Raw genomic sequence first — 20,645 nt, 5'->3', positions numbered from 1 at the left:
AGCCGCCGCGATGTCTGAAAAGAAGCAGCGCCGCAGCGCGCCGCAGCACGCCCTTGCCGGCTACAACACCACCAGGATCGTCATGGAGTTCATGCGCTGGGCAGTCGAGCTCAGCGATTTCCCAACCGTTGAGGCCATTGTCCGGCACTTCGGCGTGAGCCGCGCCACAGCGTACCGCTGGCGCAACAGCCTGGGTGAGACATACCGGCTGGAGACGCTGCCTCCCAACGAGCATGAGCTGACCAGGATTGGCAGCCCCGGTGCTGCGGCACGCGGCAAGCACGGTGCCGGGGAACCCTGATGATCTACTTCGAGATGTATCCGGGCGACTACCTCAAGGACACGACCCGACTGTCCCTGACCGACCACGGCGTCTATTTCAAGCTGATGCTGGCGTACTACTCGGAAGAGCAGGCGCTGCCAGAGAGCCTGCCCGAGCTGTACATCATCGCCGGCGCAATCACTGCGGCGGACAAGGCTGCGGTCAAGAAGGTCGCTGAGCGCTACTTCCCCGTGGCAGAAGACGGATTGCGGCACAGCAAGCGCTGCGATGAACAAATCGCCAAGGCGCAAGGCCGTATTGCCGAGGGCCAAGGCCGCCGCGATGCCAGAAAGAGCAATGAAACCGAGCGCCAGGCACGCACCCGAGCACGCAGGACCATGCTGTTCGAAGACCTGCGCGCCGTCGGCGTCGTGCCGGGAGGAATGGTCACGATGGCACAGCTGAAGGCGCTCCATGTCACGCATGTCACGGGCGACGAGCGCGTGACATTTGATCAGTTGTCACGCGTGACATGTCACGCAGAGTCACGTGTGACATGTGGTGTGAACACAGGTGTGAACACGGGTACCCAGACCCCAGACCCCATTACTACTCCAGATACATCACATCTCACTCATGGATCTCTGGGAGGCGTGACCGACGCGGGGCGTGCGTGCTTGCTGATGCGCAAGGCCGGTTGCCATTCCACCAACCCGAGCCACCCCGACTTGCTGGCCGCCCTGAAGGAGGGCGTGACGCCCGAGACGCTGGGGCACACGGTCGCTGAAGGGCTGGCGCGATCGCCACCGGTCACGAACCCGTTCCCTTGGGCAATCAAGACCGCCCGCAATCGCCATGCGGCAGGCGCAATGCCCGCAATCCCCAATACCACCGGAGGCACCAATGCAAGCCATCAGCCAGGTTCTGCCGATCAGGTCACAGAGCAGCGGCGACAATTCGAGCAGCGCGCGGGAGTTGGCGGCTTTGGCGGAACGGGCGGCGACGTCATCGACGTCGAGTTCGAGCCCGTCCACCACTGAGCCGGACCAGCGCGCGGTGAGCATGCTGTGGACGGTGTGGGAACGGATGGCCGGCATGTTTCCGGGGAAGTGGGTGCGTGAGAACGGCTCAGCCCCAGTGAACAACGCGGGCAGCCTGACCACCGCCGGTGAACTGTGGCTCCAGGTGCTGGTTGGCATCACCCCACGACGGGTCGCTGACGGTATGGGTAACTGCCTGCGCAGTGCGCTGCAGTGGCCACCGAATCCCGGGCAATTCCGGGCCATGTGCCTGGGCGTGCCGTCGTTGGCAGAGGTTGATGGCCAGATGCGACCCGGCCAGGCTCATAGCGGGTTCACCGTGCTGGTGCGATCGAATCTGGACCTGCATGCCTACGCCACGGCCGAGAGCGGCGCGCAGCAGCAGCGCATGTTGGCCAACGCCTACGAGAGGGCGGTGAAGCACGTCATGGACGGCGGCGCCGTGCCCGAGGCGATGGCTGCATTGCCTGCACCCAAGCCAGAGCTGCACGTGGTGCGCAACCGCGACGCCGCGCGCAGCGCCATGGCGCAGGCGGCGGCGGATCTGGGTTTCGGAGGCACGCATGGAGCCGGCTGAAATCCGCGCCTACCAGCGGCAGCTGCTGCTGTTCTGCTTGGGCATCCACGGCGAGAGCACTGCAGCGGAGGCGCTGGAACTGATGGGCAACGCCGCGCTCGAGTCAGGCGCGCCGCGCGAGGTGATGCTGCTGAGCACGGCCGCCGTGGCTGGCCTACTGCGAGAGCTGGACGGTGATGGCCTGGTGCGCAGGTGCGAGAACCGCGACAGCGGCCGCGATGGGCGGCCGGTGGCGACGTGGGCTGCGACCGAGGCCGGCCGCGTGGAGCGTGCGCCGGTGCCGCCCTCGGGTCAGCAGCAGCTGGCCATGCCAATGCTCGCGCCACCATCGGGGCAGCGCACGCGCGGCGGGTTGTCCATGGAACAGCTGATGGCACTGCTTAACGTCGAATTCGACTGCATGCTCGAGCAGATGGACCGCGAGCACCAGGCCGCGCAGCAACGCGCCCGGCAGGAGTTCGACGCATTCCGGCAGCGCGCAATGCGAGTGTGGAGCGCTATGGAGGCATCTGCCTGATGCCGCCGAAGAAGACATCCAGCCGCTCCCTGCGCTACGCAACCGTGCAGGACATGCCGGAAGGCATGCGCCGCCTCGTGCAGGCCAGTGCGCCGGCAGCCGGGCCAGCACCGGCCGCGCCGCGCGCCTACCGTCCGCCGTCTGCTGGTCAGCCCTCTGGCAGCGGAAACGCCGCCGGCAAGGTCGCACGCGGCAGGCCGCGGCACGTGCCCGGGGAGATGAACAAGACCGAAGAAGCCTATGCCGCGCATCTGGCGCTGCAGCTGGCCGCCGGCGAGATCGCATGGTTCCGGTTTGAGTCCGTGAAGCTGAAGTTGGCCGAAAAGACCCACCTCACCATCGACTTCTTCGTGATGACGGCCGCTGGTGACCTGGAGGCCCACGAGGTGAAGGGCTACTGGGAGGAAGACGCCCGCGTGAAGGTGAAGGTGGCCGCCGAGATGTACCCGTTTCGATTCCTGGCAGTCCAGCGCGCCCCAGGCGGCGGCTGGAAAACGGAGGTGTTCTCTTGAACGCAATGATGATTGGCGGGGTCACTGTGCGCCGCGACGACGTGGGCAGGTTCTGCCTGAACGACCTGCACCAGGCATCCGGTGGTGCGAAGCGCCACCAGCCCAGCGACTGGCAGCGCCTGAAGCAGACCGAGGAACTGGTGGCCGAGCTGGTCAACTCCGGTGATTCCCGGATTTACCCGGTGCACTCGGTGGCAGGCCGCTACGGCGGCAGCTACGTGGTGCGCGAACTGGTCTATGCCTACGCCATGTGGATCAGCCCCAGCTTCAGCCTGCAGGTGATCCGCGCCTATGACGCGCTCACGGCCGGGGCGGCGGCGCCTGACCCGATGCAGGCGCTGACCGATCCGGCGACGCTGCGCGCGCTGCTGCTGTCTTACAGCGAGAAGGCCGAGATCCTTGAGGCGCGCGTGCAGTACCAGGAACCGCAGGTCCGCGCGCTGCTGCGACTGACCCAGGCTGACGGTGCCTTCAACATCAGCACCGCCGCCAAGATGCTGCAGGTCCAGCCGCGCCAGCTGTTCGCCTGGCTGTCCGAGCACGGCTGGATCTACCGCCGCGCGGGCAGCAAGAACTGGCTGGCGTACCAGAACCGGCTGCAGCAGGGCGTGCTGGTGCACAAGGCGTGCATACAGCGCACCGACGGTGAGCAGGAGCGCGTACACGAGCAGGTGCTGGTGACCGCGAAGGGCCTGTCGCGGCTGGCCGAGAGCATCGACCGGGGGCAGATGAGCTGGGCGCAGGCCGACGCGGCCACCGGTTTGCAGCTGGCTGCGGAGGTGGTCCATGGCTGACCATCCGAGCCTTGCGGACCGCGCAGTGCATGCCCTGGCCGAAGTTGCGGCAATGGATCGAGACGTGCGCAGCAATGATCCGGAATGCCTTGTCGTGTGGAGCCTGAAGGACGAGGCCCAACAGATTATGGCCGAGGCCTTCACCCGCGCGGCTCGCCTTGCCAGTCTGGCCCAAGCGGCACGCAGAGACATTCGCCAAGCAACTGAGGCCGCGCAGCGGCCGGAGGTGAGCTGATGGCCGGGGAAGTCGTCATGCGCCGGGAGGTGACGCCGGTCAAGCCGGGTACCGCCATGGAAGAGCAGCTGCAGCTGAAGGGTATTGGTCGGCTGCTGGCGGGCTTCGGGTATCGCTACGGCTCTGAGGTGCAGCTGCACCAGGCTCTGTCGACCGTCCTTGACCAGGCCGGCCATGCCCACGTTCGCGAGTACCGGCTCGATGCCAGCAACCGCGCAGACTTCTGGCTCGACGGCCTGGTGATCGAGGTGAAGGTAGCGGGTTCGCTCGCCGACGCCCTGCGGCAGGTTGGGCGCTACATCAGCCTGCCGCAGGTGCGCGGTGTGCTGCTCGCCACTACCGAGCGCTGGGGTGAACGCCCGCTCGTGGCCCGGCCGGCCTGGCAGGGGAAACCCTTCAACATCATTCGCCTGAAGAGGCAGGCACTGTAATGCAGACGACCTATGGAACCCTTCTGTACAGCGCCGCCGGCAGTACCTGGCGGGTGATCTGCGAGCCGCAGGTCCGCGCGCGCATGAAGCGCGTATTTCCCCGGGTGCGCCAGCACGCCGCAGAGCACATCGATCTGTCTGCCACGCCAGAGAACAGCCGGGAGCTGCAGTGGTTCACCCAGCGCTATCCGCTGGCGATGGATGCCGACACGCAGCGCGCGCTGCAGCAGCTGGCGGACGAGCACGTGGACATGGAGCGCAGCCTGGGCGAATTGCTGGCCGGTCGCGTTCAGATTCCAGAGTTCACCTTGGCCAAGCCGCCGCGGGAGTACCAGCGGGTGGCGGGGGCGCAGCTGTCCATCCGCGGCGGTCTGCTGCTGGCCGACGATCTTGGCCTCGGCAAGACAGTCACCGGCATCTGCCCGATGGCCGCGCCGGGCAACCTGCCGGCCGTGGTGGTGTACCCAGCGGCGCTGCCGAACCACTGGCCGGAGAAGCTGGCCGAATTTGCACCGCAGCTGCGCGTGCATCACATCAGGAAGAGCGCGCCTTACCCGCTCGTGCGCCAGCCGAAGCAGAGGATCAAGGACCTGTGGGACACGCTGCCGGACGTGATCTTGGTCAGCTACCACAAGCTCCGGGGCTGGGCCGAGACGCTGGGGGAGATCGCGCAGTACGTGGTGTTCGAGGAATGCCAGCAGCTGCGCAGCCCGGACAGCAGCATCCACAGCGCTTGCCGCCATCTGGCCAGCCGTGCGCGGCTCCGCATGGGCCTTACCGCTACCCCCATCTACAACTACGGCTGCGAGTTCTTCCATGTGGTCGACCCGCTGCTGCCGGGCTGCCTGGGCACCTATGACGAGTTCCTGCGGGAATGGTGCATCTCCGCACCCGGGGAGAAGGCCAAGCTGCAGGACGCAGAGCAGTTCGGCCAGTACCTGCGTCGCCAGGGGATCATGCTGCGCCGCACCCGCAAGGAAGTGGGTCGCGAGCTGCCGGCGCTGTCGAAGATTCCGCACGAGGTGGAATCCGACACCAAAGCACTGGACGCAATCACCGGCGACGCCGCGGCATTGGCGCGGATCATCCTGCGGGCCAACGAGCAGTACCGCGGCGAGAAGATGCAGGCAGCCGGCGAGTTCGACCGCCTGCTGCGGCAGGCGACCGGCGTGGCCAAGGCCCCCTACGTGGCCGAGTTCGTCAGGCTGCTGCTGGAGAGCGGCCAGAAGGTGCTGCTGTTCGGATGGCACCGCGAGGTTTACAGCATCTGGCAGGAGAAGCTCGCTGCGTACAACCCCGTCATGTACACCGGCAGCGAGTCGCCGAGCCAGAAGCAGGCGGCGAAGGACGCATTCATCAGGGGCGATAGCCAGGTGATGCTGATCAGCCTCCGCTCTGGTGCGGGCATCGACGGGCTGCAGCACGTGTGCAGCACCGTGGTGTTCGGCGAACTGGACTGGTCGCCAGGTGTCCACGAGCAGTGCATCGGCCGCGTCCACCGCGACGGGCAGACCGAGCCGGTCATGGCGTACTTCCTGCTCTCCGACAGCGGCAGCGACCCGATCGTGTCGGACGTGCTCGGGGTGAAGCGGGAACAGATCGAAGGCGTCCGCAGCCCGGGGGAACACCTGGTGGAGCGTCTGGACGTAGGCGAGAACCAGTTGCGCGCGCTGGCCCAGCAGTTCCTTCAACACCAGGGCGTGGCCCTGGAAACAACGAACGTGACAACCATGGAGACCTCCCGATGATCCCGAAATTCCCGAGCCTGGATGAGGCAACCCACCACCTGTACCTGGAGGGCAGGGAAGGCCCTATCAGGTGCCAGGTCGACGGCAGCTTGTGGGACGTCTGGCAGGACGGCCGGTCCCGCTGGGTCAGCAACGAGGTGGCCTGATGCCGGCTGTAGCCTCGCCTGCGGCGGCCCTGGTGCCGTGTGGCAACTGCGGAAGCGACGAGGTGCGCATGCGCGCGAGGGGCAGCTCCAGCAGCCGGCGCACCGCGCAGGTCGTGTGCGCGCGGTGCAGCGCCCGGAGTGAGCTGTGCGTCGGCGCAGATGCGGAAGCTCAGGCGGCCAAGGCGTGGGTACACAAACCCCACGTGCCTCCGGCGCCGCCGGCTGTGGGTCTGGTGCGCGGCAGAATGCCGATGCCGGAACCAACCCTGCAGCGCGATCCGCTCGAGCTGATCGCCCGCATGCTGGTCGGCGGAGGTTTCCGGGAGCCATCGAATGGCCGGTCAACGACGCAGCCGCTGACGTCCGCCGACGTTTCCGGTGCCGTCGGACTGATGCGGGATTCGGTCGCCAAGCAAGCCGTCATAGCTGTAGCGCTGCGGGGGCACGGGGTATCTCTGGCGTCGCTGGGCCGGTCGTTGACCAGGCAAGTAATGCGGCAGTTACAGTGGGAGCGTCGACATGGGGCAGAGCCGGCCCTTCGAATGGACGAACCTGCGGACCGATGGCGTATGCGCCTGGTGCTGCAGGATGCGGTGAACGATCTGGTGTGGCCAGAACGGAAAGTCGCAGCGCAGGAAGCTGCTAGAGCGGCCAAGATGAGAAAAGGAAACTATCTTCGGGTCTATGCCATTGCCGCAGCCTCGCTGCGGCAGGCGCTCGAAGATGGCCGTCAGGAGTTCAAGGGACGGCTGTTTGGCCACTAGCGAGTGCAGGGCACGGCCTCGAGCCGTTACGTCGTCTTGTGCGTCCCACCAGAACTGGCTCCAGCGCTTGCCATTTCGTCAAGGATGAATTTGTAGAGATTGGGCCCAGCCCCCCCGTGGGTGCGGAAGTTGAACGAGTTGCCCCCAATCAGGTGAACGGTTACGCCGCTGCTTTCGAGGCTGACGCTGGTGATTGTCTCCGCCACGATTGCTACCTGACGGACATTGTTGTTAATGAAAATGATGTGGCTCATGGGCTATCTCGAGGGTCAGGGGGGAATAATGAAGAAACGCTAAGGAACATTACCGCAGTCGCCGCGAAACTTACCGCATTCGCGCGAATGCGGTAAGGAACCTTACCGCAGTTGCAGCGGGAACCACAGTTCGTGTCCAATTGGGACCATGGGCGACAAAGTGCATAACGGGGTGTACGACTGCAATGGGCGCTGGGCCCTCGGTCGATGCTACGTATACGTGTTGATGGCTCGCGACGCGCAAGGCCCCATGTACGTGAAGATCGGAGTAAGTGACGATCCTTACTCGCGAATTGGAGCGATCCAGACGGGATGTCCAATCCCTTTGGTCAGGGCGGGCATGGTCAAGTGCATGAGTAGGGCACAGGCCAGATTGATTGAGAAGGAACTTCACGTTGAACTGGCGCCGTTCGGCTCCAATGGTGAGTGGTTCCGATTCGATTGGGCCAATGTGGCGCACAAGCAGGCACTGAACGTCGCCATCGAGGCCCATATGTCCAGAGTCAAGGACTGGGCGCTTGAGGATGTGGACCTTCAGAAGGTATTTGCCATGAAGCGTCTCATCGAGGCTCATCGGAAGAACGCATATCGCGAGAAGCGCCGACGAGCGACAGCTGTAAGGGCTGCGGCAGGAATCTAGAAGGTTGTGGCGGCCGCAGGCCTGGACTCGGGAGGTCCAGGCCTGCGGTTCGTCGTTGTTGGGCGCGAAGCCCGATCATCAAACAGAGCGACGCCCCGATGCCTGCCAGCACCGGGGCGCCGCCGCAGTACACGCGTTTCAGCCGCGTGCCATTGGCCTAAGCCCTGCCGCTCTCCGGAGAGCGCGCGCAGTTTGCTTAACGAATGTCGCACAGGTTGAGACTTGAAGACAAAGACATTGTTCCCCTGGCCGGGCGGTAAGACACGCCTGGCGAAGCACCTGCTGCCCCTGATCAACGAGCGGCCCCATACCTGCTACGTCGAAGCCTTTGCTGGCAGCGCCGCCATGCTGTTCGAGCGTGCACCGGCCAAGATTGAAGTTCTGAACGACACGCACGGAGAGCTGGTGAGGCTGTACCGAGTGGTTGCCAACCACCTGGACGAGTTCGTTCGGCACTTCCGGTGGTCGCTGACCAGCCGGGAAATGTACCGGTGGGCTCAGCTGCAGCACGTCGAAACGCTGACTGAAATCCAGCGCGCCGCGCGGTTCTATTACCTGCAGAAGCTGAGCTTCGGTGGAAAGGTGGACGGGCAGTCGCTGGGCGTTGGCCCGACAGCGGCAAAACGCATCAACCTGCTCCGGCTGGAACAGGATCTGAGTGATGCCCACCTCCGACTGCAAGGCGTGGTGATCGAACAATTGACCTGGCAGCGCTGCATCGAGAAGTACGATCGGCCCGAAACGTTGTTCCTGCTCGATCCTCCGTACTGGGAGACCACGGGCTATGGAAGCGAGTTCGGCATGGAGCAGTACGAGCTGCTGGCTGAAACCATGGGCCAGCTCAAAGGCCGGGCAATCCTGACTATCAACGACCACCCCGCCATGCGCGCGCTGTTCGATCGCTTCAGTCGGGTCAGCGTGTCCATCCGCTACACCGTGGGCGGTGGCCAAGGCGTTGCTCGGAGCGAGCTGATCTACACCACCTAGCCGGGCATTGGGTTCGGCCGGGTATCCATGCCCCGCTCAGCGCGGCGGGGCTGAACCTCCGCAGGAACCGAGATGACGCAGATCACTCCCCAACAGGCTGGCGGCGTGAACGTCGTGGCCTTCCTCGACATGCTGGCCTGGTCCGAAGGTACGGACAACGGCAAGCAGGCCACCAAGGACCGCGGCTATGACGTGATCGTTGGCGGGCAGTTGTTCAAGAGCTACGCCGACCATCCACGCGTGCTGGTGGACCTTCCGAAGCTCAAGATCCAGTCCACCGCGGCAGGCCGCTACCAGCTGCTGCGCCGCTACTACGACGCCTACAAGAAGACGCTCGGCCTGAAGGACTTCTCGCCTTTGAGCCAGGACCTGATTGCGCTGCAGCAGATCCGGGAGCGCCGCGCGCTGCCCCTGATCCAAGCGGGGAAGATCGAGGAAGCCATCACGGCCGTCCGCAAGACCTGGGCGAGCCTGCCTGGCGCGGGCTACGGCCAGCACGAACAGAAGCTTGCCGACCTGTTGGCCGTGTACCGCAAGGCCGGCGGGACGGTGGCGCCGTGACTGAGCCCGTGAGCACCTTCAAGACAATCGTCGCGACGTTCACCGCTGCGGTGGTGGCGCCGGCAACCGCTGATGCGCTGCGCGAGGCCGAGAGGATCATCCTCGGCGTTCCACAGTCTGTACTTCTGCTCGCCTTGGCGGGCGCGTTGATCGGCGTGCTGATCCTTCCGGACAAGGATGCTGGGCGAGTGGCGGCAGACGCCAATAGGCTCCGCAGGCACCGGCTGCTGCAGACCGCCGCCCGCTGGGCTGCACTGGCCGTAGCCGTCGCGGCTTACGCAGTTCTTGCTGCATGGGTGGTGGCCATCGCCGCTTGGATCTGGCCAAAGCTTGCCGGCGCCCCGCAGCTGCCGATGGCAGGCATTTCGGGTGTGCTGATCCGCCGGCTGCTGCCCGGCTACGTGCGCATGGTGGAGCGAGCCACCGGCGCCATCGGAGGCGATAAGCCATGAGCGTACTGATTCGATTCTTTCGCGCGCTGTGGACGCTGATCGTTGGCGCCGCTGCCGATGCGCTGCAGTGGCTGAGCAAGCCCGGTAGCAAGATCAAGGTGGTGTGTGCGGTGCTGGCCTTCGGCTGCATGGTCTCCGGCCTGACTGCCTACGAGAAGGAGCAGAAGATCCGCGACCTGAGCGCCCAGGTAATCAAGGTCCGGGCCGACTGGCAGGCTGATGCCGCCCGACTGCAGGCCGACGTGGACAGCCGCGATCAGCGTCTGGCCGAGGTCGCCGCCGCATTGAGGGCGGAAGCCGAGAAGCTGCAAGCCCTCCGGGACGAGAGTGCTGAGGCATTGCGGGCCTTGGCGGGAAAGGTCGAAGCTTCCGAGAAGGAGGCATCCACCTGGCGCAGTCGATATGAGCAACGGCCCGACACCTGCAAGGCAGCACTGGAGCTGCTCGATTCCGCCTGCCCGGCACTGAAGGGGTACTGACATGCGCGTCCTCGTGGTTACTACCGCTGCGCTGCTGGCGGCATGCCAAGCCGCACCGACCAAGCAGAACCCGCCGCCGGCAGCCGTCATCACGGTTCCGGTGGCCACCTACGTTCCGATCGACGCCCAGCTGCGGAAGCGCTGTAAGTGGGTGAAGGAGGCGGCGCCTTCGGCCGTGTTCGAAGTGAGCAACGGCCGAAAGCGTTGCCTGCTGCAGTACGAGGCGCAGCTCGACGGCATCGACCAGGTGCAGGGGAAGCCGGCAGCGGACGGCACGGGCGGCGGCTGAGGCCGTTTCACGCGTGCGTTTCACGGCGGGCGGGGGCCCCGGGGCTTATCCACACCAACCGGGGGGAATTCGGACCCGGTCAAAGACAGTTTTTCGGCCTCTGTGGTGCTCCACCACAGGGCACGGTTTTGGCGGGTTTTCCCGGGAGAAACCCAATTTTCATAGCTGAATAGGTTGCGCATCGAGTAGCACATGGCCGACATCCACGAATTCACCAAGGGCTGGTCCGTGGCCAGGCTGGCGGATGAGTTCGGAATGGACCGCCGAACGGCCAGCAAGCGGCTGAAGGAGGCCGGCGTCCCGCCGCTGACCAAGCGCGCTGGGCACGACGTCTATCGCCTGGCCGATGCAGCACCGGCGCTGGTGAACCCGGGTGCCGCGGCGTTCGGCGCGGAGGGCGTGGTCGATCCGCGCGACCTGCCGCCGATGGAGCGCCGCGCCTACTACCAGTCGGAGAACGAGCGCCTGAAGGTCGAGTCGACCATTGGGCAGCTGGTGCCGGCCGCAGAGGTCGAGGCCGACTACGCCGAGCTGGTGAAGAAGGTCGTGCAGTTCTTCGACACGCTACCTGACGTGCTCGAGCGCAAGGCCGGGCTCACGCCGGAGCAGGTGGTCAAGGTGCAGGACGAGTGCGATCGCGTCCGGCAATCCATGTACGAGGGCATCACCGATGACGACGTACGCGACAGCGCGTAGCGTGCGCCAAGGCGTTGCCGAGATGATCCGGCCGCCGCGCCGCATCAGGGTGAGCGAGGGAGCGCGCGTGCTGCAGGTGGCCAATGCCGCCGGCGCAGCCGGATCTTGGGATCCAGACACGACGCCCTACATGGTCGAGCCGCTGGACACGACCGGTAGCCGCCACTACGAGGCGGTGGTGTTCGTAGGGCCGGCGCGGTCTGGCAAGACCATCTCGCTGATCGATGCGCGCTTGGCCTACCTGATCACCTGCAACCCGGCCGACGCCATGGTTGTGCAGATGTCCAAGGATGCGGCCGAGGACTACAGCAAGACCCGTATCGCCCGCAGCATCGCCGCCAGCCCGGAGCTGCGCTCCAGGCTGAGCCCGCGTGCTCACGACGACAACATCCTGCTGAAGTTCTTCCGGTCGGGAATGTCGTTGCGCATGGGCTGGCCGTCGGTGTCGGTGCTGTCGGGCAAGGACATCCACGACGTCCTGATGACGGACGTGGACAACTACACCGGCGACCTGACTATCGACGAGTGCTTCGGCCTTGGCCTGAAGCGCACGCAGACCTACATGTCCGCCGGCATGGTGGTGGCCGAATCGAGCCCGGCAACCGACTACGCCGACGGTGCGTGGAAGCCTCTGCACCCACACCAAGGCCCGCCGGCGGCCGGCATCGCGGCGCTGTACGCGCGCGGCGACCGCCGACGCTGGTACTGGCCATGCCCGGAGTGCGGCGAGCGGTTTCAGGCAGCGCCAGGCTATGACGGCTTCGCGCTACCGCCGATGGAGGAACTGCTCGAACGGGTCGTGCTGGACGACGTGCAGAAGATGGCGCGGCATTACTCGCTGCTGCACTGTCCGCACTGCGGTGTGGGCCTGCAGCACCGGTGGAAGGACGGGATGAACCGCGGCGGCGTGTGGGCTGCGGAGGGCCAGGTCGTGCACGCCGACGGAACGGTCACCGGTGAAAGGCCGGAAGCGCGCATCGCCAGCTACTGGCTGGGTGGTGTTGCAGCCGCCTACCAGTCCTGGGAATCGCTGATCGAGCGCTACTTCCAGGCACTGCGGACGTTCGCCACCACCGGTGAAGAGCGGCCGCTGAAGACCACGCACAACGTCGACGGCGCGATCAACTACGTGCCGATGGCAGCGCGCTCTGCCAGTGATCCGAACGAGATGCAGGAGCGCGCCGAGGTCTGGCCTGCAGGTGCTGTGCCGGCGGGCGTGCGTTTCCTGCTCGGTGAGGTCGACGTCCAGGCCAACCGGTTCGTCGTGCTGGTGCTGGGCTTTGGCATCGGAGAATCCGGGCAACTGGAGCGCTGGGTGGTCGATTCCTTCACCCTGCGCACCTCCAAGCGGGAGGACGGTTCGGGCGGCTTCCTGCCACTGGACCCGCCGAAGTACCTGGAAGACTGGGAACGCCTGGTCGAAAAGGTCATCAGCCGGCGCTACCCGCTGGACGATGCCACCGGCCGCAGCATGCCGGTGCATGCAGTGGGTATCGACTGGGGCGGCAAGTCGGGCACCTCGGTGCGCGCGCTGGAGTTCTGGCGTTCGCTCAAGGCCAGGAAGCTGCACGCCAGGGTCAGGCTGATCAAGGGCGACGCGCGCCGCGAGGGTGGGCTGTTCCGGGAGACCTTCCCGGACAGCAGCAAGCGCCGGGACCGCAAATCAGGGTCGAAGGGCGATGTGCCGCAGCTGCTGCTCAACGTGGACCGACTGAAGGACACGGTGGACGCCAACATCAAGCGGGCCGAGCCCGGGCCGGGCTACTACCACTTTCCCGACTGGCTACCCGAGGCGTTCTACGCGGAGCTGACGGCCGAATCGAGGACGGCCCGAGGCTGGGAAAACTTGGCCAAGCGCCGCAACGAAGCCTTCGACCTGTGCGGCTATGCCGAAGGCATGGCGCTGTGGCTGAAGGTTCCGGCCATCAACTGGACCGCGCCGCCGGCATGGGCCGCGCCGTGGGACGACAACCCAGACGTGAGGGCAGACGACGTCGCGCCGGCGCCAACGCCGCGCACGCGAACCCGCCGCGTCATCCGAAGCAAGTACCTGGGACGCTGATATGGCATTTACCAAAGAACAGGTCGCGAAGCTGGAGGCAGCTATCTCGGCGGGCGTCCTGAGCGTCCGCTATGCCGACCGAACTGTGACCTACCAAAGCCTGGACTCGATGCGGCGGCTGCTGAAGCAGATGCGGGACGAGATTGGCCAAGCATCAGGCGCGCCACGGCGTCGCCGCATCGTGCGCCTCTACCAGTCGGGGACCGGAAATGTCTGATATCGCCGAAGGCCCTTACCGCGCCGCCGGCAATGGCCGACGCCTGCGCACTTTCCGGCCGACCTCGCTCGGGCCCAATGCCGCATTGACGGGCCTGTCCACATTGCTGGCCCGGGCACGGCATCTGGCCCGCAATGACCCGTGGATGGTCAGTGCGCTCAACAAGAGCGTATCCAACGGCATCGCCACGGGCATCCAGGCAAAGCCAGTTTGGGGGTCGAAGGAGCACAAGAAGAAGCTCACCAAGCTGTGGACCCGCTGGGGCAAGTACGCTGATGCAGACGGCGTGCTGGGCTGGGAGGGCCTGCAGGCGCTGTCCTGGCGCGAGTGGAACGAAGCCGGCGAGGTGTTCGCCCGGCTCCGCTACCGGCGGCCCGAGGACGGCTTGCCGGTGCCGCTGCAGGTGCAGCTGATCGAATCGGAGCAGTGCCCGCAGCACTACAACGGCGTGGCCAGCAACGGAAACGCGATTCGACAAGGCATTGAGGTCGATCGCATCGGGCGCCGCGTGGCCTACTGGATGTACCGGGAACATCCCGGAGATCTGCAGCAGACCGTCAACGGCAACGAGTTGGTGCGTGTGCCGGCGGAGCAGGTGCTGCACCTCTTCCGGCCGAGCCGCGCCGGTGCAATGCGAGGTGTACCACGCTCCGCTCCGGCTCTGTTGCGCATGTTCAACCTGGACCGCCTCGATGACGCGGTGCTGGAACGGCAGGCGCTGGCCAACCTGTTCGCAGGCTTCATCACCACCGATGCCAATTCGGATGGGGAAGAGGGCGATGCCATCGGAGACCTGATCACCGGTGAGGATGTGGACGGCACCGCCCTCGGTGGCCTTGAACCCGGCACCCTGCAGGAGTTGCCACCCGGCCGAAAGGTCACATTTGCGGCTCCGCCAAGTGCAGGCTCGGACTATGCCGAGTTCCTGCGCGGTCACCTGCTGGCGATTTGCGCCAGCCAGGACGTGCCCTACGAGGTGCTCACCGGCGACCTGCGCAACGTCTCCGACCGCGCGCTGCGCCTGATCCTCAACGAGTTCCGCCGTGTCATCGAGCAGGACCAGTGGCTCTACATGATCCCCATGTTCTGCCAGAAGGTTCGCGACGCCTTCATTGATCAGGCGGTGCTGGCTGGTCTGTTGAAGGTGCCACGGTATGCGGCCCTTCGCGACGACGTGACCGAAACCTTGTGGGTGCCCGAGGGTTGGCCGTGGAGCCACCCGGTGCAGGACGTGACGTCCGAACTCAAGGCTGTGCGGGCCGGCTTCAAATCACGCAGCAAGGTGGTGCTGGGCGCTGGCGAGGATCCCGAACAGGTCGACGCTGAGCAGGCGCTGGACAACGAGCGCGCAGACGCGGCCGGGCTTCGCTACGACAGCGACCCGAGGCGTACGAACGCCTCCGGTGCTCGGCAGGACGACAAACCCGGCGCCCCTGGCGCCAACAACGATGAAGGGAATGACGATGACGAGTAAGCCTGGCCTCTTGGCCCGAATGCTGGGTCGCGGCAGCCGTGCGCCTGTGGTGGCCTCGCTCGCGGCCGCGGTCCTCAATCAGCCGTTGCTGGTGCAGCCGACCATCGGCGAGGCACTGGTGGGCGGCTATCTGGAAGGGAAGGTCACCAGCGACGACAGCGTGCTGAAGGCCGACCGCTTCGAAGTGTCCGGCGCCGACGGGCAGCCGGTGGGCGTCGCCCAGAAACTGATCGGTGTGATCAACCTGTCCGGTGCAATGGTCAACCGGCCGATGCCCGGCGCCAGCGGCCCAGGTCCGGTGAGCTATGCCGCGGTGCGCGACACCTTCGATGAACTGCTCAACGACGATGCGGTGACCTCCATCATCCTGCGACTGGACACGCCGGGCGGCATGGCGTCTGGCTGCTTTGACCTGGTCGACCACATCTTCGAGGCGCGTGGCCGGAAGCCGGTGTATGCGCTGGTCGATGACCATGCGTACTCCGCCGGCTTCGCCCTCGCTTCTGCCTGCGACGAGATCTGGATCAGCCGCACCGGCGGTGTCGGGTCGGTAGGCGTGGTCCGCTTCCACCATGACTGGAGTGGCAACAACGCACAGATCGGCCTGAAGGTCACCCCGCTTTTCGCAGGTGCCCGCAAGGTCGACTTCAACCCCAACTTCCCCCTCAGCGAGGAAGCGCACGCAGAGGCAATGGCGGATCTGGAGGACATGTACACGCTGTTCGTCGATACCGTGGCGCGCAACCTCGACATGCAAGCCGAAGCGGTGCGCGCCACCGAGGCGGCCTGCTACCGCGGCCAGGCCGCTGTGGCGGTGGGTTTTGCTACCCGGCTCGGCACCTGGCACGACCTGATCGCGCACCTCGGCGCGGCCGAAGCGGCACCGCCGCCCGCGCCGGGCGGCGCGGATCCGGACGACGAGCCGGAGGCAGCGGCAACGCCGTTGGTACCCGAGGCCGCACTCGCGCCGCCGGCAGCCGTCTCAGAGAACCCGGCAGCCGCGCTGGCTGCCGCGGTCGCTTCCAGCGATCTACCGCCGGCGCTCGCTGTGGCATTGCTGCGTCGCCCGATGCCGCAGGGTGAGCAGGCGGCAAGCGCGATCGAGTACGCGACCGCAGTCCAGGATGCATGCGCGGCCGCACTGCGTGGCGATGACACGATCGCGGCCAGCTTCATCGAGAAGAACACCGACCTCGACACGGTGCGTGCACAGCTGTTGTCGATGAAGGCGGAAGAGGGCCGGAGTACTCAGGTCGTCACCGCACACCCGGCCTCCATGGCCGATCAACGAGCCGCCGAAATGAAGGCGCAGCTGAACCCCAACAACATCTACAAGAACCGAGGTAACTGACGATGGAAATCTCTCTGGCCGGCACCCGCACCGGCGAATTCCTGCTGTCCGAAGCAGGCGGCGAGCGCAGCCGCGAACTGATCCGTCTGCCGGCCGGGCAGGGCATGCTGGCCGCCGGCACCCTGCTCAAGGCCGACAATACCGTGGCCGCCAACGGTGCCGATGCAGTGAAGGTGCTCTACGGCCCGGTGGATACCGGTGCGAACGCTGGCGAGCTGCCGGTGAAGGGCGCAGCGATCGCACGCGATGCAGAGGTCTTTGGCGAAAAGCTGGTCTGGGCTGACGGCGTTACCGACGATCAGAAGTTGCTGGCCGCGCTGAGCCTGGCCGAGTCGGGAATCATCACCCGCTGGACCCAGCAGCCGATCGCGTCGAACGCAGCCGATCACCTGGTGTTCGTGTCCGAACCGCTGACCGGCACCGCCGGGGTTGCGCTGGGCCCGATCGTGGTACACGTCAAGGACGTCTTTGGTGCCCTGGTCACCGGCAGCACCGTCAGCGCCACTCTTGCCAAGGCCAGCGGCACCGGAAACCTGGCCGGCGGCGGTGCAAAGGCAGCCGTGGGCGGCGTCATCACCTGGGATGCCGCGACGCTGAGCGCAGCGGGCGACTACACCCTCAAGGTGACGGCCGCCGACCTGGGCGAAGCCATCAGCGACACCATCACCATCGCAGCCGCTGCCGGCGGCTGACCGCCGAGCAGCTCCCTCTTCACCCGCTGACCCCTGGCCCCGCTTTCGCGGGGCCTTTTCGTATCCCATTCCAAGAGAGAAATCACCATGGATCTGCAGACCCTTCTGGCTCTGGGCGTGCTGAGCTTCGACGCCCTGAACGCCTACATCAACAACCTGCCGCGCATCTCCACGCGGCTGGCCGACATGCGCCTGTTCCAGGAAGATGGCCTGGTCGGCACCACCATCGTCAAGGTGGGTATCAAGGGCACCAAGCTGGTGCTGGTACCGAACGTTCCGCGCGGTGCGCCCGGCCAGCCCAAGGGGCTGGAGCGTGGCAAGGTGAAGCTGCTGGAAACCACCCACCTGCCGCAGAACTCGACGGTCATGGCTGACCAGCTGCTGGGCGTTTATGACCCGGCCGACCCGGAAGGCGCCAACGTTGCCGCCGTGGTCAACGCGCTGCAGGCGGTGCACAAGCGCGACCTGGACTTCACCATCGAATACCACCGTATGGGCGCGCTGCAGGGCAAGCTGCTCGATGCCGACGGATCGGTGATCATCAACTTCTACGAGGAATTCGGTGTCAGCCAGATCGTCATCGGCATGGAGCTGAACAAGGACGCCACCAAGGTCCGCGCCAAGTGCATGGCCATCAAGCGCGCAATCGAGGACAAGCTGGGTGGCGTTCCGTACACCGGCATCCATGTGTTCTGCAGCGCCGGCTTCTTCGATGCCCTGACCGACCACCCGGACGTCCAGAAGGCCTACGAGCGCTGGCAGGACGGTGCCGCGCTGCGCGATGACGTCCGCAAGGGCTTCGTGTTCGGCGATATCACCTTCGAAGAGCTGCAGGGCAATACCGGCGGCGATCTGGCCCTGGCCGATGGCGAGGCCATCGCGTTCCCGTTGGGTGTGCCGGACATGTTCCTGACCCGCTTCGCGCCGGCGGACTACCTGGAAACGGTGCGCGGCATCGGCCTGCCGTACTACACCAAGACCGCCCCGATGCGCATGAACAAGGGCATCCAGCTGGAAAGCCAGTCCAACCCGCTCAACATCAACACCCGACCGGACGCGGTGATCCGCCTGAAGGCCGGCGCCAAGTAAGCCAACAGTGCCTGGCCCGCTCCGGCGGGCCAGGCAGGAGGGTGTATGGCCCAGATCAGGATCGGGATCGACCCCGAGAACGTCTTCGGGCGACAGCTGACCGCGCTGGAGCAGTCCCAGCTGCCCTACGCTGCATCGCAGGCTGCCAACAAGGTGGCCTACGAGATCCGCGAGCGCTGGAAGCGCCAGGCGCCCCGGGTGTTTGACCGGCCCACGCCGCTGACCGTCAACGCAGCGATGTACCGCAAGGCCACCAAGGCCCAGCCGTACGCCGAAATCTACGTCCGGGACGAGGCCTTCAAGGGCACGCCGCCGGCGAAGTACCTGCTTGCCGAGGTGGATGGTGGTCAGCGCCGCCGGAAGGGCTTCGAGCGGCTGCTGCAGAGCCGAGGCCTGCTGTCGCCGACGCAGTTTGCGGTGATGGGTCGGGGCGCTCAGGCAAACCAGTACGGCAACGTTCCGGCCGGCCAGATGACCAAGATCCTGTCGCAGCTGGGCGCCCAGCGGGACCGGTACCAGAACGAGACCAGTGTCAGCCGGAAGCGGCGACGGGGCAAAGGCAACAACCGTGATGGCGAGTACTTCGTGATCACCAAGCGCCGCGGCGTGCTGCGCCCGGGCATCTATGAGCGAATCGGACGCGGATCGGGTGTCCGATCCATCTTCATCTTCACCAACACCGCCACCTACACGCCGCGCTACGACATCTTCGGCATGGCCGAGGACACCTGGAAGCGGCTGATGCCGTTCTTCCTGAAGCGCGAGCTGGAAAAGGCCATGGAAACCGCGAGGCCCCTGCCTTGAACCAGAAAGCCTTCATGCAGGCCTTCGACGCAGTCGCGTTCGATGCCTTCCGCGCAGCCGGCGTCGCCGATGCTGCCCACTACAAAGAACCGGGCGGCACGGTTGAGGTGCCGTGCACAGTGCTGTTGGACGAGGCCGTGGAGCAGTTCACACCCGACGATGTGGCGCCCATCGCGACCACCGTTGATCGGGTGACGCTCCAGTTGGCCGAAATCAGCCCTCGCGCGGGCGGTGTGGTGCGGATTGAGGGCACTGGCCGCCGGCTCAAACTGGTCCAGAAGATCCACGCCGACGAATCGACAGCGGTGTGGGAGGTGGCCAATGTCTGATCGTGCCCCCAGCCCGCGGAAGCAGCTGCTGCAGGCGATGGGCAAGACGCTGCAGCTGATCAGCACCGACAACGGCTACCTGACCGATGCCGGTGCCGGTTGGACACTGGAGCCGAAGCCCGGTGATCAGGACACGCAGACTGTGCTGACGGCCGTGATCGAGAAGCAGCAGCGGGCGGAGAGCCCCTCGAAAGTCAACACGCACCGGCTTACCACCGTCAGCGTCATCGCCAAGGTTCCCACCGACACCGAGGGATACCAGCAGGCGCTGGACGACCTGGTGACCGATATCGAGGCGGCCATGGATAGCCGGTGCGTAGCCCGCAACTTCCCCGACGGCATCCAGGTGCCGGTGTACGTCGGGATGGAACCGCTGATGCCGGAGAAGGCCAGCGCCGGCTGGGTCGGCGTGCTGATCACCTACCAGACCCACATCCCCAAGAAATAACCCGCCGCACAGCGGCAACCCAACTGGAGAGCCATCATGGCCGAAGACTACAGCTACCTGGGCGCAGGAATCGTCCTGATCCGTGAGTGGAACACCGCTGATCCGTTCTTGGAGATCGGCAATATCTCAGCCTATACCGTGGCGCCGCAGACCAATACCATCGAGCTGGCCGACTACCAGAACCCCGGCGGCGGCACGGCCAACCGTGTCGATCGCGTGACCGGCTACAACCTCAATTACACGTTCCACGACTTCAACCCGGAGAACTTCGCCCGGGCAACTCGCGGCAAGGCCAGCAGCATCGCCGCGGGTACCGTCACCGATGAGCCGGTGCTGGCCGTGCCGGGCAGCTTCGCGCCACTGTCGCGCCTGGCCACGGAGGTGACCGCCGTGAAGCCAGCAACCGGAACCACCGCCTACGAGGCCGGGAAGGACTATCGTTTCGAGCGCGGCATGCTGTTCATCCCGGTAGGATCTGCGATTGCAGCACCGTCCGCGGTCGGCACCCCGAACATCAAGGTCACCTACAAGAACGCGGACCTGGGCCACGTTGAAGCTGCGGTCACCTCGCAGAAGTTCTACGAGATGCAGTTCTACGGTGCCAACGAGGCACGCGGCGGCAAGTTGGTCCGCCTGGTAGCGCACAAGGTGGCCGGCGGCGTCATCGAGAGCATGGGCCTGATCGGCAATGAGTTCGGCGCGGGAAGCGTGCCCGGCGCGCTGCTCAAGGACTCGTCGAAGGCCACGGGCAACGATAAGTCGGCCTACTTCTACTGGCAGCAGGAGAAGTAAGCC

At 65.7% G+C, this 20,645-nt stretch carries 28 protein-coding genes; 27 read left to right on the top strand and 1 reads right to left on the bottom strand.

All coding sequences use genetic code 11. The features are described from left to right. Positions 1 to 10 precede the first annotated feature (10 nt). The 10 genes from ACSDHM_RS16530 (at position 11) to ACSDHM_RS16485 (ending at position 7,026) form a co-directional block, all read left to right on the top strand. Positions 11 to 301 carry a hypothetical protein gene (locus ACSDHM_RS16530; RefSeq protein WP_197637084.1) on the top strand — a complete coding sequence of 97 codons (291 nt, stop codon included), beginning with the start codon at positions 11 to 13 and terminating at the stop codon, positions 299 to 301. Next, a complete protein-coding gene (locus ACSDHM_RS16525; protein ID WP_439426415.1) occupies positions 301 to 1,302 on the top strand; it encodes a YdaU family protein in 1,002 nt (333 codons plus the stop codon). Before ACSDHM_RS16530 ends, ACSDHM_RS16525 begins: the two co-directional genes overlap by 1 nt. A gap of 22 nt (positions 1,303 to 1,324) precedes the next feature. Continuing rightward, a complete protein-coding gene (locus ACSDHM_RS16520; RefSeq protein WP_439426982.1) occupies positions 1,325 to 1,879 on the top strand; it encodes a hypothetical protein in 555 nt (184 codons plus the stop codon). Continuing rightward, positions 1,866 to 2,396, top strand: coding sequence for a hypothetical protein (locus tag ACSDHM_RS16515; protein ID WP_439426414.1), 531 nt, complete (start codon positions 1,866 to 1,868; stop codon positions 2,394 to 2,396). The genes ACSDHM_RS16520 and ACSDHM_RS16515 overlap by 14 nt, the downstream gene beginning before the upstream one ends. After that, a complete protein-coding gene (locus tag ACSDHM_RS16510; protein ID WP_231352330.1) occupies positions 2,396 to 2,908 on the top strand; it encodes a hypothetical protein in 513 nt (170 codons plus the stop codon). Before ACSDHM_RS16515 ends, ACSDHM_RS16510 begins: the two co-directional genes overlap by 1 nt. 5 nt (positions 2,909 to 2,913) lie before the next feature. After that, the gene (locus ACSDHM_RS16505) at positions 2,914 to 3,702 is read left to right on the top strand and encodes a phage antirepressor KilAC domain-containing protein (protein WP_231352767.1); all 789 of its coding nucleotides are present in this window, start codon (positions 2,914 to 2,916) and stop codon (positions 3,700 to 3,702) included. Further along, entirely contained in the window at positions 3,695 to 3,937 is a 243-nt protein-coding gene (locus ACSDHM_RS16500) for a hypothetical protein (RefSeq protein ID WP_439426413.1), read from the top strand. Before ACSDHM_RS16505 ends, ACSDHM_RS16500 begins: the two co-directional genes overlap by 8 nt. Beyond that, the gene (locus tag ACSDHM_RS16495; protein ID WP_231352329.1) at positions 3,937 to 4,368 is read left to right on the top strand and encodes a hypothetical protein; all 432 of its coding nucleotides are present in this window, start codon (positions 3,937 to 3,939) and stop codon (positions 4,366 to 4,368) included. The genes ACSDHM_RS16500 and ACSDHM_RS16495 overlap by 1 nt, the downstream gene beginning before the upstream one ends. Continuing rightward, on the top strand, positions 4,368 to 6,116 hold the full coding sequence (locus ACSDHM_RS16490; RefSeq protein WP_439426412.1) for an SNF2-related protein: 1,749 nt from the start codon (positions 4,368 to 4,370) through the stop codon (positions 6,114 to 6,116). Before ACSDHM_RS16495 ends, ACSDHM_RS16490 begins: the two co-directional genes overlap by 1 nt. A 391-nt stretch (positions 6,117 to 6,507) precedes the next feature. Then, entirely contained in the window at positions 6,508 to 7,026 is a 519-nt protein-coding gene (locus tag ACSDHM_RS16485) for a hypothetical protein (RefSeq protein WP_134968314.1), read from the top strand. A gap of 26 nt (positions 7,027 to 7,052) precedes the next feature. Here ACSDHM_RS16485 and ACSDHM_RS16480 read toward each other — a convergent pair whose 3' ends face one another. Beyond that, entirely contained in the window at positions 7,053 to 7,280 is a 228-nt protein-coding gene (locus ACSDHM_RS16480; RefSeq protein WP_439426411.1) for a hypothetical protein, read from the bottom strand. Positions 7,281 to 7,428: 148 nt separating this feature from the next. Here ACSDHM_RS16480 and ACSDHM_RS16475 point away from each other — a divergent pair, with 148 nt between their 5' ends. The 17 genes from ACSDHM_RS16475 (at position 7,429) to ACSDHM_RS16395 (ending at position 20,642) form a co-directional block, all read left to right on the top strand. Next, the gene (locus ACSDHM_RS16475; RefSeq protein WP_134968316.1) at positions 7,429 to 7,920 is read left to right on the top strand and encodes a GIY-YIG nuclease family protein; all 492 of its coding nucleotides are present in this window, start codon (positions 7,429 to 7,431) and stop codon (positions 7,918 to 7,920) included. Between the two features lie 237 nt (positions 7,921 to 8,157). Continuing rightward, on the top strand, positions 8,158 to 8,907 hold the full coding sequence (locus ACSDHM_RS16470; protein ID WP_439426410.1) for a DNA adenine methylase: 750 nt from the start codon (positions 8,158 to 8,160) through the stop codon (positions 8,905 to 8,907). A gap of 72 nt (positions 8,908 to 8,979) precedes the next feature. Further along, a complete protein-coding gene (locus tag ACSDHM_RS16465; RefSeq protein ID WP_134968318.1) occupies positions 8,980 to 9,468 on the top strand; it encodes a glycoside hydrolase family 24 protein in 489 nt (162 codons plus the stop codon). Between the two features lie 8 nt (positions 9,469 to 9,476). Next, entirely contained in the window at positions 9,477 to 9,920 is a 444-nt protein-coding gene (locus ACSDHM_RS16460; protein WP_235643177.1) for a hypothetical protein, read from the top strand. Beyond that, positions 9,917 to 10,399 (top strand): hypothetical protein, encoded by a 483-nt coding sequence (locus ACSDHM_RS16455; protein ID WP_439426409.1) that lies wholly within the window; start codon positions 9,917 to 9,919, stop codon positions 10,397 to 10,399. Before ACSDHM_RS16460 ends, ACSDHM_RS16455 begins: the two co-directional genes overlap by 4 nt. Position 10,400: 1 nt before the next feature. After that, positions 10,401 to 10,688: a hypothetical protein gene (locus tag ACSDHM_RS16450; protein ID WP_439426408.1), complete on the top strand. Its 288-nt coding sequence runs from the start codon at positions 10,401 to 10,403 to the stop codon at positions 10,686 to 10,688. A 192-nt stretch (positions 10,689 to 10,880) separates the two neighbouring features. Next, on the top strand, positions 10,881 to 11,384 hold the full coding sequence (locus ACSDHM_RS16445; RefSeq protein ID WP_008265668.1) for a DUF1441 family protein: 504 nt from the start codon (positions 10,881 to 10,883) through the stop codon (positions 11,382 to 11,384). 22 nt (positions 11,385 to 11,406) lie between these two features. Next, on the top strand, positions 11,407 to 13,446 hold the full coding sequence (locus tag ACSDHM_RS16440; RefSeq protein WP_439426407.1) for a terminase gpA endonuclease subunit: 2,040 nt from the start codon (positions 11,407 to 11,409) through the stop codon (positions 13,444 to 13,446). 1 nt (position 13,447) lies between these two features. Further along, positions 13,448 to 13,663, top strand: a complete 216-nt coding sequence (locus tag ACSDHM_RS16435) for a phage head-tail joining protein (RefSeq protein WP_049461274.1) — start codon at positions 13,448 to 13,450, stop codon at positions 13,661 to 13,663. Next, complete coding sequence (locus tag ACSDHM_RS16430) at positions 13,656 to 15,137, top strand: phage portal protein (protein WP_439426406.1); 1,482 nt, start codon at positions 13,656 to 13,658, stop codon at positions 15,135 to 15,137. Before ACSDHM_RS16435 ends, ACSDHM_RS16430 begins: the two co-directional genes overlap by 8 nt. Then, positions 15,067 to 16,488: a S49 family peptidase gene (locus ACSDHM_RS16425; protein WP_439426405.1), complete on the top strand. Its 1,422-nt coding sequence runs from the start codon at positions 15,067 to 15,069 to the stop codon at positions 16,486 to 16,488. The genes ACSDHM_RS16430 and ACSDHM_RS16425 overlap by 71 nt, the downstream gene beginning before the upstream one ends. A gap of 2 nt (positions 16,489 to 16,490) precedes the next feature. Further along, positions 16,491 to 17,180, top strand: a complete 690-nt coding sequence (locus tag ACSDHM_RS16420) for a head decoration protein (protein WP_423170760.1) — start codon at positions 16,491 to 16,493, stop codon at positions 17,178 to 17,180. A gap of 87 nt (positions 17,181 to 17,267) precedes the next feature. Then, a complete protein-coding gene (locus ACSDHM_RS16415; RefSeq protein ID WP_439426404.1) occupies positions 17,268 to 18,269 on the top strand; it encodes a major capsid protein in 1,002 nt (333 codons plus the stop codon). A gap of 45 nt (positions 18,270 to 18,314) precedes the next feature. Continuing rightward, positions 18,315 to 19,073 (top strand): hypothetical protein, encoded by a 759-nt coding sequence (locus ACSDHM_RS16410; RefSeq protein ID WP_439426403.1) that lies wholly within the window; start codon positions 18,315 to 18,317, stop codon positions 19,071 to 19,073. Next, positions 19,070 to 19,402, top strand: a complete 333-nt coding sequence (locus tag ACSDHM_RS16405; RefSeq protein ID WP_439426402.1) for a head-tail joining protein — start codon at positions 19,070 to 19,072, stop codon at positions 19,400 to 19,402. Before ACSDHM_RS16410 ends, ACSDHM_RS16405 begins: the two co-directional genes overlap by 4 nt. After that, a complete protein-coding gene (locus ACSDHM_RS16400) occupies positions 19,395 to 19,850 on the top strand; it encodes a hypothetical protein (protein WP_243412474.1) in 456 nt (151 codons plus the stop codon). Before ACSDHM_RS16405 ends, ACSDHM_RS16400 begins: the two co-directional genes overlap by 8 nt. Positions 19,851 to 19,886: 36 nt before the next feature. Further along, on the top strand, positions 19,887 to 20,642 hold the full coding sequence (locus ACSDHM_RS16395) for a hypothetical protein (protein ID WP_087786502.1): 756 nt from the start codon (positions 19,887 to 19,889) through the stop codon (positions 20,640 to 20,642). Positions 20,643 to 20,645: the final 3 nt, after the last annotated feature.

It is taken from the genome of Stenotrophomonas sp. T8 (assembly GCF_051853085.1).
Taxonomy (GTDB): Bacteria; Pseudomonadota; Gammaproteobacteria; order Xanthomonadales; family Xanthomonadaceae; genus Stenotrophomonas; species Stenotrophomonas sepilia.
The sequence above is the reverse complement of the archived record's forward strand: the minus strand, read 5'-3'. Positions and strand labels throughout refer to the sequence as shown.

Coding starts and splice junctions, on each gene's coding strand:
- ACSDHM_RS16435 (WP_049461274.1), top strand. CDS start 13,448: ATGGCATTTACCAAAGAACAGGTCGCGAAGCTGGAGGCAGCTATCTCG.
- ACSDHM_RS16410 (WP_439426403.1), top strand. CDS start 18,315: ATGGCCCAGATCAGGATCGGGATCGACCCCGAGAACGTCTTCGGGCGA.
- ACSDHM_RS16445 (WP_008265668.1), top strand. CDS start 10,881: ATGGCCGACATCCACGAATTCACCAAGGGCTGGTCCGTGGCCAGGCTG.
- ACSDHM_RS16465 (WP_134968318.1), top strand. CDS start 8,980: ATGACGCAGATCACTCCCCAACAGGCTGGCGGCGTGAACGTCGTGGCC.
- ACSDHM_RS16490 (WP_439426412.1), top strand. CDS start 4,368: ATGCAGACGACCTATGGAACCCTTCTGTACAGCGCCGCCGGCAGTACC.
- ACSDHM_RS16440 (WP_439426407.1), top strand. CDS start 11,407: ATGATCCGGCCGCCGCGCCGCATCAGGGTGAGCGAGGGAGCGCGCGTG.
- ACSDHM_RS16455 (WP_439426409.1), top strand. CDS start 9,917: ATGAGCGTACTGATTCGATTCTTTCGCGCGCTGTGGACGCTGATCGTT.
- ACSDHM_RS16430 (WP_439426406.1), top strand. CDS start 13,656: ATGTCTGATATCGCCGAAGGCCCTTACCGCGCCGCCGGCAATGGCCGA.
- ACSDHM_RS16515 (WP_439426414.1), top strand. CDS start 1,866: ATGGAGCCGGCTGAAATCCGCGCCTACCAGCGGCAGCTGCTGCTGTTC.
- ACSDHM_RS16395 (WP_087786502.1), top strand. CDS start 19,887: ATGGCCGAAGACTACAGCTACCTGGGCGCAGGAATCGTCCTGATCCGT.
- ACSDHM_RS16400 (WP_243412474.1), top strand. CDS start 19,395: ATGTCTGATCGTGCCCCCAGCCCGCGGAAGCAGCTGCTGCAGGCGATG.
- ACSDHM_RS16525 (WP_439426415.1), top strand. CDS start 301: ATGATCTACTTCGAGATGTATCCGGGCGACTACCTCAAGGACACGACC.
- ACSDHM_RS16480 (WP_439426411.1), bottom strand. CDS start 7,280: ATGAGCCACATCATTTTCATTAACAACAATGTCCGTCAGGTAGCAATC.
- ACSDHM_RS16415 (WP_439426404.1), top strand. CDS start 17,268: ATGGATCTGCAGACCCTTCTGGCTCTGGGCGTGCTGAGCTTCGACGCC.
- ACSDHM_RS16530 (WP_197637084.1), top strand. CDS start 11: ATGTCTGAAAAGAAGCAGCGCCGCAGCGCGCCGCAGCACGCCCTTGCC.
- ACSDHM_RS16450 (WP_439426408.1), top strand. CDS start 10,401: ATGCGCGTCCTCGTGGTTACTACCGCTGCGCTGCTGGCGGCATGCCAA.
- ACSDHM_RS16485 (WP_134968314.1), top strand. CDS start 6,508: ATGCCGATGCCGGAACCAACCCTGCAGCGCGATCCGCTCGAGCTGATC.
- ACSDHM_RS16510 (WP_231352330.1), top strand. CDS start 2,396: ATGCCGCCGAAGAAGACATCCAGCCGCTCCCTGCGCTACGCAACCGTG.
- ACSDHM_RS16520 (WP_439426982.1), top strand. CDS start 1,325: ATGCTGTGGACGGTGTGGGAACGGATGGCCGGCATGTTTCCGGGGAAG.
- ACSDHM_RS16500 (WP_439426413.1), top strand. CDS start 3,695: ATGGCTGACCATCCGAGCCTTGCGGACCGCGCAGTGCATGCCCTGGCC.
- ACSDHM_RS16505 (WP_231352767.1), top strand. CDS start 2,914: ATGATGATTGGCGGGGTCACTGTGCGCCGCGACGACGTGGGCAGGTTC.
- ACSDHM_RS16420 (WP_423170760.1), top strand. CDS start 16,491: ATGGAAATCTCTCTGGCCGGCACCCGCACCGGCGAATTCCTGCTGTCC.
- ACSDHM_RS16475 (WP_134968316.1), top strand. CDS start 7,429: ATGGGCGACAAAGTGCATAACGGGGTGTACGACTGCAATGGGCGCTGG.
- ACSDHM_RS16495 (WP_231352329.1), top strand. CDS start 3,937: ATGGCCGGGGAAGTCGTCATGCGCCGGGAGGTGACGCCGGTCAAGCCG.